Source organism: Streptomyces sp. CA-278952, assembly GCF_028747205.1.
GTDB lineage: Bacteria > Actinomycetota > Actinomycetes > Streptomycetales > Streptomycetaceae > Streptomyces.
Genome location: NZ_CP112880.1, coordinates 2,036,663 through 2,051,186, shown reverse-complemented (window position 1 = coordinate 2,051,186; position 14,524 = coordinate 2,036,663). Strand labels below are relative to the sequence as shown.

Below are 14,524 nucleotides of genomic sequence, written 5' to 3'. Positions count from 1 at the left end.
AGACAGGACGGCCCGGCTGTCCTAACTTGGTAGGAGCCGAACGACTCGCTCGATCGAGCGACTGAGGCGGTTGTGCGCGCACGCCCCGAAGCAGGTAACCCCTGCGGCGTACGCTCCCCGCTCCTTACGGCACCTCGAAATCCGATCCCGGCCCGGCCTCGGCGCCGCACCGCGATGTGCGGCCCGCCCCCGGCATCCATGCGATCTCAAGGAGTCGATCCATCATGGCCACCACCACCACCGCCCGTCGCGTCCGTCACGCTCCCCGTCAGTCCGAGTCGGACCGCAAGAACGCCGCCGCCGCTCTCCAGCGCGCGCTGGACCGCCGTGACAACGGCGGCTCGACCGGCCACTGAGCCGGCCTCGTACCACTCGACCCCACCCAGCACGCCCGAACCCCCTTGCGCCTCGTCCGTATGGTGGACGCCGGATGTCATGGGGTGGGACGCACCGTTAGGCTTCCGCCATGTCTCGCAGCATCGATCTCGCAGTGATCCCCGGTGACGGAATCGGCCAGGAAGTCGTGGCCCAGGGCCTCAAGGTCCTCAACGCTGTCCTCCCGCAGGATGTGAAGCTGGAGACCAAGGAGTACGACCTCGGCGCCCAGCGCTGGCACCGCACCGGCGACACCCTCCCGGACGCGGAGCTGGAAGCCCTCAAGAACCACGACGCCATCCTCCTCGGCGCGATCGGTGACCCGTCCGTGCCGTCCGGTGTCCTGGAGCGCGGGCTGCTGCTGAAGCTGCGTTTCGCGTTCGACCACTTCATCAACCTGCGGCCCTCCAAGCTCTTCCCGAACACCGCGACCCCGCTCGCCGGCCGCCCCGACATCGACTTCGTCGTCGTCCGGGAGGGCACCGAGGGCCCGTACACCGGCAACGGCGGCTCGCTGCGCACCGGCACCCCCGCCGAGGTCGCCACCGAGGTCAGCCTCAACACGGCGTACGGCGTCGAGCGCGTGGTCCGGGACGCCTTCGAGCGTGCGGCGGCCCGCCCGCGCAAGAAGCTGACGCTGGTCCACAAGAACAACGTCCTCGTCTACGCCGGCCACCTGTGGAAGAACACCTTCGACCGGGTCGCCGCCGAGTATCCGCAGGTCAGCACCGACTACCTGCACGTCGACGCCGCGACGATCTTCTTCGTCACCCAGCCGGAGCGCTTCGACGTCATCGTCACCGACAACCTCTTCGGCGACATCCTGACCGACCTCGCCGCCGCCGTCTCCGGCGGTATCGGCCTGGCCGCCTCCGGCAACATCAACCCGACGGGCGCGTTCCCGTCGATGTTCGAGCCGGTCCACGGCTCCGCCCCCGACATCGCGGGGCAGGGCAAGGCCGACCCGACCGCCACGGTCCTCTCCGTCGCCCTCCTGCTGCGCCACCTCGGCTATGAGACCGAGGCCGCGCGCATCGAGGACGCCGTCTCCGCCGACCTCGCGGAGCGCGATGAGGCCGCCACGCGTACGACCGACGAGATCGGCGACGCCCTCGCGGTACGCGTAGCGGGCTGACCCGACGACTCCACTTCGAAGCCGCCGGGTCGCACTCAGCGCCCGGCGGCTTCACCTGTGCGGCCCCCGGGTGCCACCATCGACCCCCGGACCGCATTCACCCATTTCGTGCACGGCCCCCCGCAAGTGATAATCGAACGCGGGGCCGTGGCTCGCGGTAAAGCTCGGACGTCCTAGGACCTGACCGAAAAGCGTCGGGCACGAACAGGCGTGAGCGCGGTCCATCACACACAAGACCGGTGAAGGACACGCACTCATGACGACGCCCACGATCGAGCTCAAGCCCTCCTCGAACCCGCTGTCCGACGCGGAGCGCGAGGCGATCCTGGCCAACCCCGGATTCGGCCGGCACTTCACCGATCACATGGTGACCATCCGCTGGACCGAGGGCCGGGGCTGGCACGACGCCCAGCTGGTCCCCTACGGCCCCCTGTCGATGGACCCGGCCAACATGACCCTGCACTACGCGCAGGAGATCTTCGAGGGTCTCAAGGCCTACCGCCAGCCCGACGGCACGGTCGCCTCCTTCCGCCCCGACGCCAACGCCCGTCGCTTCCAGCGCTCGGCCGCGCGGCTGGCCATGCCCGAGCTGCCCGTCGAGACGTTCATCGCGGCGTGCGACGCGCTGGTGCAGCAGGACAAGGCGTGGGTCCCGGCCCACGGCGGCGAGGAGTCGCTCTACCTGCGCCCCTTCATGATCGCCACCGAGGTCGGCCTCGGCGTGAAGCCGGCCAACGAGTACCTCTTCCTGGTCATCGCCTCGCCCGCCGGCGCCTACTTCCCCGGCGGGGTGAAGCCGGTCTCCATCTGGCTCTCGGAGAACCGCGTCCGCGCCGTCCCCGGCGGCATGGGCGACGCCAAGACCGGCGGCAACTACGCCGCCTCCCTCCTCGCCCAGGCCGAGGCCGCCGCCCACGGCTGCGCCCAGGTCGCCTACCTCGACGCGGTCGAGCACAAGTGGGTCGAGGAGCTCGGCGGCATGAACCTCTACTTCGTGTACGCCCAGGAGGACGGCTCGAAGAAGATCGTCACGCCGTCCCTCACGGGCTCGCTGCTCGCCGGCGTCACCCGCGACTCCCTCCTCAAGGTCGCCCGCGACCTCGGTCACGGCTCCGAGGAGGGCCGGATCTCCATCGACCAGTGGCGCGACGACACCGCCAAGGGCACCCTCGTCGAGGTCTTCGCCTGCGGCACGGCCGCCGTCATCACCCCCGTCGGCCTGGTGAAGTCCGAGGGCGGCGAGTGGACCCAGAGCGACGGCGAGCCCGGCGAGGTCACCCTGAGGCTCCGGGAGCGTCTTCTCGACATCCAGCGCGGGGTCGTCGAGGACACCCACGGCTGGATGCACCCGCTCGGCTAAGGACTGTCCTCCCCGGACCGTCGGGGCCCGCTTGCTCCGGCACGCGGGCCCCGCCGGCAGGCTGCATGCGCTGGAACGTGAGAGGTTGCGCCTCCAGGGCTACGTGAGCCACGCAATGTCGTTGAGGTTGGTCGACAGCGGGACGGATTCCCAGAAGTCGACGAGGTCTTCCGGAACCTCTCCGGAGTTGCCGAACGTCACCGTGACTCTGAGCGATCCCTGATCGCGGTGGAGCGTTTTGCGTCGGTCTCCCTCGACCAGGCAGCCGGAAGAGCTGTCGCGGAATTCGACGCACATGGTCTGTACGGGTGCGGCAGCACGGGCGCCCCTGAACAGGGTGGAGCGCAGAACGGCCTTCCGGTTCTCGAAGCGCGTCGATTCATGGCCAAGGAAACGGACACCTTCGGGCAATCGTGCCGGAAGTAATGACGGTATGCCCGGATTCTGCGCCACATATTCTCTCATATAAGACTCTCCGTACGGAGGATCTTCATTCTCGTCGGGCAGGAGAAGATATCCAGCGCCGATGAGCGCAATGATGAAGAGGAAAATCTGCGGCGCCCTCGCGTGAGATGTCGACATCTCACGAACTCTCGGCTTGGTCAACTGGAGTTCCTTGCCCTTCTCGTGCCGAGTTCGTCCGCGACGCCGGGTGACGCGCGCCCCTCGGAGAATAGAGTCCCGCTCGAACCATAGGCGAGACGTCTTCCGCCCGACCTTGACCTGTCGTTAGAGTGGCACTCTAAACCCCTCGACCAGGAGCCCCCATGTCCGTCGCCCCCGCCCCCTTCCGCATGCCCCCCGAGTGGGCCCCCCACGAGCGCACCTGGATGGCCTGGCCGGGGCCCAACCCCACCTTCGCCTCCGACGCCGAGCTGGCCGAGGCCCGCCGTGCCTGGGCCGGTGTCGCCCGTGCCGTGCGGCGCTTCGAGCCGGTGACCGTGGTCGTCGGGCCCGGCCAGGAGGAGGGTGCCGCAGCGCTGCTCGGGCCCGACGTGGAGCTGGTCGTCAGGCCGCTCGACGACGCCTGGATGCGGGACATCGGCCCCACCTTCGTCACCGACGGCCGGACGCTCGCCGCCGTCGACTGGACGTTCAACGGCTGGGGCGCCCAGGGCTGGGCCCGCTGGGAGCACGACCAGCACATCGCCCGGGCCGTCGCCGAGCTGGCCGGGGCCCCCGCCCACAGCTCCCCGCTCGTCAACGAGGGCGGCGCGATCCACGTGGACGGCGAAGGCACCGTCCTGCTCACCGAGACCGTCCAGCTCGGCGCGGAACGCAACCCCGGCTGGAGCAGGGAGAGAGTCGAGGCGGAGGTCCACGCCCGCCTCGGCACGGAGAAGGCCATCTGGCTGCCCCGGGGACTGACCGGCGACTACGGGACGTACGGCACGCTCGGCCATGTCGACATCGTCGCCGCGTTCGCCCGCCCGGGCACCGTGCTCGCCCACGTCCAGCCGGACCCGGCCCACCCCGACCACGAGGTCACCCGGGAGACCCTGGCCGTCCTGCGGGCAGCCACCGACGCCCGGGGGCGCCCCCTGGAAGTCGTCGAGGTGCCCGCGCCCACCGTGCTCCGCGACGAGGACGGGGAGTGGGTCGACTACTCCTACATCAACCACTACCTCTGCAACGGTGCCGTGATCCTCTGCGCCTTCGACGACCCGCGCGACGAAGAGGCCGCCGCGATCTTCCGGGGCCTCTTCCCGGACCGTACGGTGACCCTCGTCGACGCCCGTACGATCTTCGCCGGCGGTGGAGGCATCCACTGCATCACCCAGCAGCAGCCGAAGGTCCGAGCGAACCCATGACCCGCGCCCCCCGTCGCACCCACCACGCCGCCCCGCCCCGCGAGGACGTCCTCGCCGCCGCCATGGCCACCGTCGCCGAGCGCGGCCTCGACGGGCTGACCATGGCCGGGCTGGGGCGGCAGGTGGGGATGAGCAGCGGGCACCTCCTCTACTACTTCCGCACCAAGGACGAACTGCTCCTCCAGACCCTGGAGTGGAGCGAGCGGCGTCTGGGGGCCGAGCGCGGCGCCCTGCTCGCCCGGCCGGGGACGGCCCGCGAGCGGCTGGACGCGTACATCGACCTCTACCTGCCCGCCGGGCACCGCGACCCCCACTGGACGCTCTGGCTGGAGGTCTGGGGCCGTTCGCAGAACGCCGACGACGACGCCCGCTCCCGGCAGGCCGCGATCGAGGGTGTCTGGCACCGTGACCTGGTGGCGCTGCTCGCCGAAGGGGTCTCGCGCGGCGAGTTCCGGCCGGTGGACGCCGACCGGTTCGCCGCCCGGCTGCGCGCGCTCCTCGACGGGTTCAGCATCCATGTGACGGTCGGGATCCCGGGGACGGGCCGTGAGCAGGTGCTGACGCAGGCGGCGGAGTTCCTGGACGAGACGCTGGCACGGGGAGGCTCACCGGGCGGTGCGACCAGCGTCACGACCGCATCCTGAGACACCGCAGTCACGGGGCCGTCGCTGTGCGAGACTGCTCCCGTGTCCTCGTTCGTCATGATTATTGGCAGCAGGCGCGCCGGTCCGCAGTGACCGCCCCGTACCATCCCGTACGGCGCGGCCATCGTGCCCCAGACCCGCGCGCAGACCTCTCGCACCCGCGAGGGGTTTTTTCGTTTTCCGGCCCGCACCCGGGCCGGGGCGAGGCGCGCGGGATGATGGGGGCAAGTGGAGCTGGGGCCTGTTCCGGGTTCCCCGAACAGGCCCAGACCGTCCGGATCCACTCATCCGACAGGAGTCAGACCAGCATGACCACCAAGGCCAACGCCACCGACGACAGTTTCCATGTCTTCGACACCACACTGCGCGACGGTGCTCAGCGTGAGGGCATCAACCTGACGGTCGCCGACAAGCTGACCATCGCCCGTCATCTGGACACCTTCGGTGTGGGGTACATCGAGGGCGGCTGGCCGGGGGCCAACCCGCGCGACACGGAGTTCTTCGCCCGCGCCCAGCAGGAGATCGCGTTCGAGAACGCCCAGCTCGTGGCGTTCGGCGCGACCCGCAGGGCCGGCGGCAGCGCGGCCGAGGACCCCCAGGTGAAGGCCCTCCTGACCTCCGGCGCCCCGGTGATCACCCTGGTGGCCAAGGCGCACGACCGGCACGTGGAGCTGGCCCTGCGCACCACCCTGGAGGAGAACCTGGAGATGGTCCGCGACACCGTCTCCCACCTCCGCGAGCAGGGCCGCCGGGTCTTCGTGGACTGCGAGCACTTCTTCGACGGCTACCGCGCCAACGCCGAGTACGCCAAGTCCGTGGTCCGCACCGCGTACGAGGCCGGCGCCGAGGTCGTCATCCTCTGCGACACCAACGGCGGCATGCTCCCCGCCCAGGTCCAGGCCGTCGTCTCCACGGTCGTCGCCGACACCGGCGCCCGCCTCGGCATCCACGCCCAGGACGACACCGGCTGCGCCGTCGCCAACACCCTGGCCGCCGTGGACGCCGGCGCCACCCACGTCCAGTGCACGGCCAACGGCTACGGCGAGCGGGTCGGCAACGCCAACCTCTTCCCGGTCGTCGCCGCCCTGGAACTCAAGTACGGCATGAGGGTGCTGCCCGAGGGCGCGCTCGCCGAGATGACCCGCATCTCGCACGCCATCGCCGAGGTCGTCAACCTCACCCCCTCCACCCACCAGCCGTACGTCGGCGTCTCGGCCTTCGCCCACAAGGCCGGGCTGCACGCCTCCGCGATCAAGGTCGACCCCGACCTCTACCAGCACATCGACCCCGAGCTGGTCGGCAACACCATGCGGATGCTGGTCTCCGACATGGCGGGTCGCGCCTCCATCGAGCTGAAGGGCAAGGAGCTCGGCATCGACCTCGGTGACGACCGCGCCCTGGTCGGCCGGGTCGTGGAGCGGGTCAAGGAGCGCGAACTCCAGGGCTACACCTACGAGGCCGCCGACGCCTCCTTCGAACTGCTGCTGCGCGGCGAGGTCGAGGGCCGGGCCCGGCGCTACTTCCGTACGGAGTCCTGGCGGGCGATCGTCGAGGACCGCCCCGACGGCACCCACGCCAACGAGGCCACCGTGAAGCTCTGGGCCAAGGGCGAGCGGATCGTCGCCACCGCCGAGGGCAACGGCCCGGTCAACGCCCTGGACCGGGCCCTGCGCGTCGCCCTGGAGCGGATCTACCCGCAGCTCGCCAAGTTGGAGCTGGTCGACTACAAGGTCCGCATCCTGGAGGGCCGCACGGGCACCGAGTCCACCACCCGCGTGCTCATCACCACGGGCGACGGCACCGGCGACTGGGCGACCGTGGGGGTCGCCGAGAACGTCATCGCCGCTTCCTGGCAGGCGCTGGAGGACGCGTACACCTACGGCTTGCTGCGCGCGGGCGTCGAGCCGACGGAGTAGCCCGACCGGACCGGATCCGACCGGATCCGACCGGATCCGACCGGACCCGACCCGACCGGACCCCGGACCAGTCCGGGGTCCGCATCGCTCGTGGGAGCCGCCGCCCGCCACCGGGCGGCGGCTCCCACGCGTTCGAGAGGGAGCGCTCAACCCTCCCTGCCCGGTGGGCGGGTGGAGCGGGACCGATCTCGACGTGAGGTGTCGTGAAGTACTGACGGACCGGCGCTCGATGTCGTCATGCGGCGGCAGATCCCGCGACGGCTCGTCCGGTCGAGGGAACAGCCGGACTTCTCGGTCGTGTTCATCACCCACGCAGTCCCGCTCCTGATCGAATTCCCGGGCCGGATCGCGATCGTGCAAGGGGGCCGGCCTCGACCACAGGAAGAGAGAGCGCCCCCATGCCCCGCACACCGCACCCCCGCTCCCGGCTCCGGAAGGACGGAGCGGGACCCGTGACGGCCGCTCTCGCTGCCGGGGCCGTGCTGGCCACCCTGCTCGTCGGCCCGCCCACCGGCCCCGCCGCGGCGGCGGACCCGGCCCCCACCCCGGGCGTCGTCACCGACACGGCGGTCCACCCGGTGAAGAACGGCGACAGCGCGGAAGTCGGCCTCTCCGTGACCACCGCCGGCTCCGTGCCCACGGAGGAGCCCGTCACCGTCACATACACCACGAAGGGCGGCACGGCCGAGGCCGGGGAGGACTACACCCCGGTCACCGGCCGCCACACCTTCCCCGCGGGCACCGCCTCCGGCACCACCCACCGCATCACCGTCCGCACGGCGAAGGCGCCGAAGCCCGCCGGGGCGAAGACGATCCCGCTGGAGGTGACCGTCACCGGTGCCAAGGCTCCCCCGGAGAACCCGCAGGTCGTGATCGACGCCCACGGACTCCCGTACCAGAACGCGAAACTGCCCGTGAAGCAGCGGGTGGCGGATCTGCTGGGGCGCATGTCGCCCGCCGAGAAGGCCGGCCAGATGACCCAGGCCGAGCGCGGCGCGCTCCGCGCCCCCGGCGACATCGCCGCCTACGGCCTCGGCTCGCTGCTCTCCGGCGGCGGCTCGGCCCCCACCCCCAACACGGCGGCAGTCTGGGCGAGGATGACCGACGCCTACCAGCTGCGCACCCGGACCACCCGCTTCCAGATCCCGCTGATCTACGGCGTGGACGCGGTGCACGGACACAACAACGTGGTCGGCGCGACGATCATGCCGCACAACATCGGCATCGGCGCGGGCCGCGACCCGCAGAGCGCGGAGCGGACCGGCGCGATCACGGCGAAGGAGGTCCGCGCCACCGGCGTCCCGTGGGACTTCGCACCCTGCGTCTGCGTCACCCGCGACGAACGCTGGGGCCGCTCCTACGAGGCGTTCGGCGAGGACCCCGCCCTGGTCGAGGCCATGGAGACCGTCATCCAGGGCATGCAGGGCAGCCCGTCCGGCAAGGACCTGCACCGCAACGACAAGGTTCTCGGCAGCGCCAAGCACTTCGTCGGCGACGGCGGCACCGCGTACGGCTCCTCCACCACCGGCTCGTACACGGTCGACCAGGGCGTCACCGAGGTCACCCGCGAGGAGCTGGAGGCCGTACACCTGGCGCCGTTCGAGGCGTCGGTGAAGCGGGGCGTCGGCACGGTCATGCCGTCGTACTCCTCGCTGGACATCCTGGGCGACGGCGAGGGCCCGGTGAGGATGCACGCCAACGCCGCGATGATCAACGGCGTCCTCAAGGACCGGATGGGATTCGAGGGCTTCGTCGTCAGCGACTGGCAGGCCATCGACCAGATTCCCGGCGACTACGCGAGCGACGTCGTCACGGCGGTCAACGCCGGACTCGACATGATCATGGTCCCGACCGCGTACCAGGACTTCACGAAGACCCTGAAGGACGAGGTGGCGGCGGGCCGCGTCCCCGAGGCCCGGATCGACGACGCCGTCGCCCGCGTCCTCACCCAGAAATTCCGCCTCGGCCTCTTCGAGAAGCCGTACGCGGACACCACCCACCTGGATCAGGTCGGCTCGGCCGAGCACCGCGCGGTGGCCCGTGAGGCGGTGGCCAAGTCCCAGGTGCTGCTGAAGAACGAGGGAGCCGTCCTCCCGCTCGAACCCAGCCAGAAGGTGTACGTCGCCGGGTCCAACGCCGATGACCTCGGCAACCAGGTCGGCGGCTGGACCACCAGCTGGCAGGGGTCCTCCGGTGAGACCACCAGCGGCACGACGATCCTGGAGGGCATGCGAAAGGCGGCGCGCACCCCCGAGTCCGTGACGTTCTCCCAGGACGCCTCCGCCGCCACCGACGGTTACGACGTGGGCGTGGTCGTCGTCGGCGAGACCCCGTACGCCGAAGGCATCGGCGACGTCGGCAACGGGCACGACCTGGCACTGACGGCCGCCGACCGGGCGGCGGTCGACAAGGTCTGCGCCGCCATGAAGTGCGCCGTCCTCATCGTCTCCGGCCGCCCGCAGCTCATCGGTGACCGGCTCGGGGAGATGGACGCCCTGGTGGCCTCCTGGCTGCCGGGCTCCGAGGGCGACGGCGTCGCCGACGTCCTCTACGGCAGGCGGGCCTTCACCGGACAGTCCCCGGTGACCTGGCCGAAGTCGGAGGCCCAGCTCCCGATCAACGTGGGGGACACCGCCTACGACCCGCAGTTTCCGTACGGCTGGGGCCTGACCACCCTCACCAAGCCCCCGGCCGGCGGTGAGCCGGCCCTCGTGGCCATCGCCGCCGCCGCCCGGGCCGCCGAGGAGGCGCACCTGGGGAAGACCCCGGCGGGCAGGGCGATCGTGGACCGGGCCCGGCTGCTGGTCCAGCGGAAGATCGACGGGACGTTCACCGAGGAGGTCTCGAAGCCGTTCGCGGAGGCGGACCACCTGCTGCTCACCGGTGATCTGACCGGTGCGGTGGCCAGGCTGCGTACGGCCTACCGAGCAGCGTAGAAAAAGCGCTCCCAGACGGGCGACGGCGTTCGTCGCCCGTCTGGAGTAGCGTTAAGTATGAGGAAAAGGCTCTTTCCCGCGCTGCTGGCGGGCCTGCTGCTCATCATCGCAGCGGCGGCCCTCGCCCTGACCTCCCCCGCGTCGGCCGCGCCCGCCGCGACCATCCAGGACGCCGCCCAGGCCCTGCGCGACGACCCGGTCTACGTGGACCCGGGCGCTCGTGATCAGCTCTCCGTCGCTGACGAGAAGGCCCTGGAGAACAAGATCACGGACGCCGACAAGCCGGTGTTCGTGGCCGTCCTCCCCGATACCCCGGCCTTCCCCGAGGAGCGCCTCCTCCAGACCCTGCGCAGCGACACCGGCATAACCGGCGTCTACGCGGTCCGCCTCGGCGACGGCTTCGACGCGGGCGCCGACCCGCAGGTCATGCCCGTCCGGGCGGTCGACAACCTCACCGCCGCCGTGGAGAACACCACCACCGCCGGCGACGCCGACACCCAGCTCAACGCCTTCGTCGACCGCGCCGTCGAACAGGCCCGGGGCAGCGCCCCCGCCTCCTGGTCCGGCGGCTCGGGCGCTGAGGACGGGGCCGGAGCCCCGGTCGGCGGCCTGATCACGCTCGGCGCGCTGGTCGCGGCGGGCGGCGCGGGCGCCTACGCCATCTCCCGCCGCAACAAGCGCCGCAAGGAGGAAGAGGAGCGCGCCGCGCTCGACAAGCTCCGGGTCGTCGTCGACGAGGACATCACCGCGTACGGCGAAACCCTGGAGCGCCTGGACTTCCACCCCGCCGAACCGGGCGCCGACGACACCATGCGCGCCGACTACGAACGGGCCCTGGACTCCTACGAGAGCGCCAAGTCGAAGATGGACAGGGCCGGACACCCCTCCGACGTACGCGAAGTCACCCGGTCCCTGGAGGACGGCCGCTACTCCCTCGCGGTCCTGGAGGCCCGCCGCACCGGCGCGGAGATCCCGGCCCGCCGCCCGCCGTGCTTCTTCGACCCGCGCCACGGCACGGCGGTCACGGAGGTTCTGTGGACCCCGTCCGGCGGCGCGTCCCGGGAAGTCCCGGTCTGCGGCGCGGACGAAGCGCGGCTCGCCCGGGGCGAGGACCCCATGAGCCGTACGGTCGACGTCGGCGACGGCAACCGCCGCCCGTACTGGGAAGCGGGCCCGGCGTACGGCCCCTGGGCCGGCGGCTACTTCGGCGGCGGCCTGCTCCCCGGCCTCCTGGTCGGCACCATGCTCGGCTCGATGCTCGCGACCCCGGCGTACGCCTCCGAGTACGGCGGCGGTGACTTCGGCGGCGGCGCGGGCGGCGAGTGGGGCGGCGGCGACTTCTCCGGCTCCGACTTCGACGCCTCGGGCTTCGGCGGGGGCGGCGGTTTCGGCGACGGCGGAGGCTTCGGGGGCGGCGGCTTCGACGGCGGCGGGTTCTGAGCGTCCAGATCCTCCCGCGACGCCCCGGGTTCCGGCGGATCCCCTCAGCCGGGGCCCGGGGCCCGGCCCGGGGCGGGCCGACGTGCAAGGGCTGAAGCTCGGAGTCGATCCGCTCCTGGCCCCGCCATCAGGGCATTTCGTACACGATGCCAGACGGGGCCGACGGGCCGACTCAGTTGTCGTCCTCCTCGTCCTCCTCGTCCTCCTCGTCCTCCTCGTCCTCCTCGTCCTCCTCGTCCTCCTCCATGCTCGCGTACCCGGAGTGGAACAGCGCTGAGAAGCTGGGGTACTCCGTGGTGTCGCCGTACTTCGGTGTGAACTCGTAGGCGGCCCACTCGCCGTCCGGCCCGACGTCGGTCGGATCGAGCAGCCAGAAGTCCTCTCCCCGGGCGATCTCGACGGACCGGCGGAACAACTCCACGTCTTCCTCGTTGCCGGGTATCGAGGCGTAGATCTCGGTCACGCGTCCGCCGGCCTCGCTGTCCCGCATCCACACGACGCGGTCGCACGGATGGACGCTGTCCACCCAGCCGTCGAGGCGCTTCCACCCGTCGCTCGCCAGGAAGAATCCCCGCAGGCCGGGCGGGAACCGCACTCCGAGCCGCTCCTCGGACGCCGCCAGAGCTTCCTCCCGAGCAGGGGCTTCGCCCAGCCACGGCTCAACCCGCTCGTCCTGGTCCAGAGCCTCCAACTGATCCTCGTCCAGCAGGTCGACCAACTCTTCCTCGTCGGCACGGACCTTCACGTACAGCTCGCCGTACCGCTCCAGAAAGACACGCCATTCCTCCGGCGTGGTCGGGGCACCGGCAACTTCATTCTCTTCAGGCTCAGTTGTCTCAGTCACGCCGATCATGGTGCCAGGTGGCTCTGACAAGGGGACCGGCGACGAGGAACACCATCGAGGTCGGCGCGGTGGCCTGGACGGCCCACAACCCGGCGAAGCCGGCGTCTCCGGAGGAGGAAGCGGAGACGGCATCCACGGTCACCCACAGACACACCGCGAGGACAACGCTCGGATACCCCAGAGCCAGCGGGTCGACCAGGTAGTGGCGGAGCTTCTGGGGGCGTCCTTCGGGGGTGACGTGAGGGTCCGGGCCGCACCGAGCCGTAATCGACGACCTGGCACCACATCGGATCCTCCGTCGCCCTGGCAGCTTGATCAACTTCCGGAGGGTTTCCAGCGCCGACCATTAGGCCGCGTACCAGGCGGCCACCCCGCCGAGGATGATGATCACGCACAACACCGTGTTGCTCCGCCGGTAGTCCACGAGGATCGCGGTGAACTCGCGGAGCGTCGCGTTGGGCCAGAAGTACGCGGCCGTCGGCGAGCCCACCACCTGCCCCCGGATCCGGACCCGCCGGGCGGTGAGGGCGGCGCGGAAGGCGTGGTAGTTGTTCGTGACGACGACGCACCGGTAGTCGGGCTTGGCCTCCTCCATGATCGCCTTGCAGAACCGCAGGTTCTCCTCGGTGTTCGTCGACCGGTCCTCCCGCTCGATGAGGTGCGCCGGAAAGCCCTCGGCCACCAGGTGGTCGGCCATCGCGTGGGATTCCGGCAGGTCCTCGTCGGGCCCCCGCCCGCCCGAGGTGATGAGCACGGGGGACCCTCCGCGCCGGGAGAGCCGTGCGTGCACCTCCCGGCCGCGCTTCAGCCGGCTCGCCAGCAGCGGGGGCACGGTGGAGCCGCCGACGAGCCCCGAGCCCAGTACGACCACGAAGTCGGCCTTGCGGCGCACCCGCAGCCGCCCGTAGAGGAACGCGTAACAGACGAAGCACAGGAACAGGAACGAGAAGTAGAGCGCCAGCCCGCCGGCCGCCGTCGCCGCGCCGATCAGTACCGGTGTCCGCAGGGCGGCGGCGGTGGCGAGCAGGGCGACCACGGCGAGGACGGCCAGGGCGGCCAGCAGGGAGAGCAGATTCGACGGGCTCCTGCCCTCCTTGCGCAGCATGCGTACGCCGTTGAGGAAGAGGAAGCACGTCAGTACGAGCACCGCCACCGCCCCCAGGCCCAGCAGCGACCACACCACGACGGGCGCGGAGGCGGAGCCGGAGTCGACCAGCCGGTACAGCAGGCCGGCCAGCGCGCAGAGCGCGGCGAGCCCCAGGATGACGGCGTTGCTGAACTTGCGGCGCTCGCGCAGCACGCTCACACAGAAGACGAGGAAAAGGAGCGCCGCCGGGGCGTAGACCACCATGCGCACAGACTAGGCAGAGCTCAGGGAGTGGTTGACAGCGAGGTGGCGGGTGCGGCCGTCGTCGGACTCGATGCGGCGGGGGACCAGCTGTTGCAGGACGCGGAGGTGCGCCAGGGCCGGTACGTCGCCTACGACACGTCGGTGACCACCGACCGGGCGGTCGAGCTGACGCGGGACGCGTACCTCGCCCTGTCGCCGAGCAGCCGCCGGTTGATGTTCGCGATCGCGGGCCTCATGGCCACCGGGGTCGCCGCCGGCGTGCTGACGGTGGGCGAGCTGCGCCGCGCGGACACCGCCTCCGTCACGTGGGTGCCGTGATGGAGACGGTGGTCCTCGATCGGGGCGTGCCCTTTGCGGGGGTCGAGCCGTTGAACCCGGCATGAAGAAGCGAAGCGTACTCGCCGCCGTCACCCTCGCCGCCGGAGCGGTCATCGCCGCCATCTCCCCGCCCCCGGGAGGCGGGGACACGGCGCACGCCGCCGAGCCGCCCGTCAGCCTGGGCGCGCTGGACAACGTCGGCGAGCTCGGCACGCTGATCGACGGCGCGGCGGGGGCCACCACCTCCACCGCCGGCACAGTCACCAGCACCGTGGAAGGCGCCCAGCTCAGCTGAACCGGCTGGGGACGGGGATGGGGACGACCGAAGAGGGTCGTCCCCATCCCCTTTTCCGTTGCCGGCGCCCCGCCGCCGGGCCGGGCCACCGGTCAGGCG

The 14,524-nt window shown here is 71.2% G+C and carries 14 protein-coding genes and 1 pseudogene; 11 read left to right on the top strand and 4 right to left on the bottom strand.

Features of this window, described 5'->3' with window-relative positions:
• Positions 1 to 224 precede the first annotated feature (224 nt).
• The 3 genes from N7925_RS08890 to N7925_RS08880 all read left to right on the top strand — a co-directional run bounded on the left by N7925_RS08890 (position 225) and on the right by N7925_RS08880 (position 2,870).
• A complete protein-coding gene (locus tag N7925_RS08890) occupies positions 225 to 356 on the top strand; it encodes a hypothetical protein (protein WP_274343556.1) in 132 nt (43 codons plus the stop codon).
• Positions 357 to 466: 110 nt separating this feature from the next.
• A complete protein-coding gene (locus N7925_RS08885) occupies positions 467 to 1,510 on the top strand; it encodes a 3-isopropylmalate dehydrogenase (RefSeq protein WP_274343555.1) in 1,044 nt (347 codons plus the stop codon).
• Between the two features lie 256 nt (positions 1,511 to 1,766).
• A complete protein-coding gene (locus tag N7925_RS08880) occupies positions 1,767 to 2,870 on the top strand; it encodes a branched-chain amino acid aminotransferase (protein ID WP_274343554.1) in 1,104 nt (367 codons plus the stop codon).
• A gap of 99 nt (positions 2,871 to 2,969) precedes the next feature.
• On the opposite strand, the gene N7925_RS08875 is transcribed toward N7925_RS08880, so the two are convergent.
• Complete coding sequence (locus N7925_RS08875) at positions 2,970 to 3,476, bottom strand: hypothetical protein (protein WP_274343553.1); 507 nt, start codon at positions 3,474 to 3,476, stop codon at positions 2,970 to 2,972.
• Between the two features lie 161 nt (positions 3,477 to 3,637).
• Here N7925_RS08875 and N7925_RS08870 point away from each other — a divergent pair, with 161 nt between their 5' ends.
• The 6 genes and pseudogenes from N7925_RS08870 to N7925_RS08850 all read left to right on the top strand — a co-directional run bounded on the left by N7925_RS08870 (position 3,638) and on the right by N7925_RS08850 (position 11,617).
• The gene (locus N7925_RS08870; RefSeq protein WP_274343552.1) at positions 3,638 to 4,681 is read left to right on the top strand and encodes an agmatine deiminase family protein; all 1,044 of its coding nucleotides are present in this window, start codon (positions 3,638 to 3,640) and stop codon (positions 4,679 to 4,681) included.
• Entirely contained in the window at positions 4,678 to 5,325 is a 648-nt protein-coding gene (locus tag N7925_RS08865; RefSeq protein ID WP_265599129.1) for a TetR/AcrR family transcriptional regulator, read from the top strand. The genes N7925_RS08870 and N7925_RS08865 overlap by 4 nt, the downstream gene beginning before the upstream one ends.
• Before the next feature lie 308 nt (positions 5,326 to 5,633).
• Positions 5,634 to 7,241 carry a citramalate synthase gene (cimA, locus tag N7925_RS08860; RefSeq protein WP_274343551.1) on the top strand — a complete coding sequence of 536 codons (1,608 nt, stop codon included), beginning with the start codon at positions 5,634 to 5,636 and terminating at the stop codon, positions 7,239 to 7,241.
• A gap of 222 nt (positions 7,242 to 7,463) precedes the next feature.
• Positions 7,464 to 7,610 (top strand): annotated as a pseudogene (locus tag N7925_RS36155) (ABC transporter ATP-binding protein); the annotation flags it as partial.
• Between the two features lie 83 nt (positions 7,611 to 7,693).
• Entirely contained in the window at positions 7,694 to 10,177 is a 2,484-nt protein-coding gene (locus tag N7925_RS08855; protein ID WP_274343550.1) for a glycoside hydrolase family 3 N-terminal domain-containing protein, read from the top strand.
• Positions 10,178 to 10,234: 57 nt separating this feature from the next.
• The gene (locus N7925_RS08850) at positions 10,235 to 11,617 is read left to right on the top strand and encodes a hypothetical protein (protein WP_274343549.1); all 1,383 of its coding nucleotides are present in this window, start codon (positions 10,235 to 10,237) and stop codon (positions 11,615 to 11,617) included.
• Between the two features lie 172 nt (positions 11,618 to 11,789).
• Here N7925_RS08850 and N7925_RS08845 read toward each other — a convergent pair whose 3' ends face one another.
• From N7925_RS08845 to N7925_RS08835, 3 genes are read right to left on the bottom strand one after another with little or no spacing between them, the layout of a single operon-like run.
• Positions 11,790 to 12,470, bottom strand: coding sequence for an SMI1/KNR4 family protein (locus N7925_RS08845; RefSeq protein WP_274343548.1), 681 nt, complete (start codon positions 12,468 to 12,470; stop codon positions 11,790 to 11,792).
• Positions 12,454 to 12,780, bottom strand: a complete 327-nt coding sequence (locus N7925_RS08840) for an SCO4225 family membrane protein (protein ID WP_443032144.1) — start codon at positions 12,778 to 12,780, stop codon at positions 12,454 to 12,456. Before N7925_RS08840 ends, N7925_RS08845 begins: the two co-directional genes overlap by 17 nt.
• A gap of 27 nt (positions 12,781 to 12,807) precedes the next feature.
• A complete protein-coding gene (locus N7925_RS08835) occupies positions 12,808 to 13,812 on the bottom strand; it encodes a YdcF family protein (RefSeq protein ID WP_274343547.1) in 1,005 nt (334 codons plus the stop codon).
• A gap of 27 nt (positions 13,813 to 13,839) precedes the next feature.
• On the opposite strand from N7925_RS08835, the gene N7925_RS08830 reads away from it, so the two are divergent.
• Positions 13,840 to 14,130, top strand: a complete 291-nt coding sequence (locus tag N7925_RS08830; RefSeq protein ID WP_274343546.1) for a hypothetical protein — start codon at positions 13,840 to 13,842, stop codon at positions 14,128 to 14,130.
• A gap of 61 nt (positions 14,131 to 14,191) precedes the next feature.
• Positions 14,192 to 14,425, top strand: coding sequence for a hypothetical protein (locus tag N7925_RS08825; protein ID WP_274343545.1), 234 nt, complete (start codon positions 14,192 to 14,194; stop codon positions 14,423 to 14,425).
• Positions 14,426 to 14,524: the final 99 nt, after the last annotated feature.

Excerpts from the sequence above, each read along its gene's own strand:
- N7925_RS08890 (WP_274343556.1), top strand. The coding sequence starts at position 225 with ATGGCCACCACCACCACCGCCCGTCGCGTCCGTCACGCTCCCCGTCAG.
- N7925_RS08885 (WP_274343555.1), top strand. The coding sequence starts at position 467 with ATGTCTCGCAGCATCGATCTCGCAGTGATCCCCGGTGACGGAATCGGC.
- N7925_RS08880 (WP_274343554.1), top strand. The coding sequence starts at position 1,767 with ATGACGACGCCCACGATCGAGCTCAAGCCCTCCTCGAACCCGCTGTCC.
- N7925_RS08870 (WP_274343552.1), top strand. The coding sequence starts at position 3,638 with ATGTCCGTCGCCCCCGCCCCCTTCCGCATGCCCCCCGAGTGGGCCCCC.
- N7925_RS08865 (WP_265599129.1), top strand. The coding sequence starts at position 4,678 with ATGACCCGCGCCCCCCGTCGCACCCACCACGCCGCCCCGCCCCGCGAG.
- cimA (WP_274343551.1), top strand. The coding sequence starts at position 5,634 with ATGACCACCAAGGCCAACGCCACCGACGACAGTTTCCATGTCTTCGAC.
- N7925_RS08850 (WP_274343549.1), top strand. The coding sequence starts at position 10,235 with ATGAGGAAAAGGCTCTTTCCCGCGCTGCTGGCGGGCCTGCTGCTCATC.
- N7925_RS08845 (WP_274343548.1), bottom strand. The coding sequence starts at position 12,470 with ATGATCGGCGTGACTGAGACAACTGAGCCTGAAGAGAATGAAGTTGCC.
- N7925_RS08835 (WP_274343547.1), bottom strand. The coding sequence starts at position 13,812 with ATGGTGGTCTACGCCCCGGCGGCGCTCCTTTTCCTCGTCTTCTGTGTG.
- N7925_RS08825 (WP_274343545.1), top strand. The coding sequence starts at position 14,192 with ATGAAGAAGCGAAGCGTACTCGCCGCCGTCACCCTCGCCGCCGGAGCG.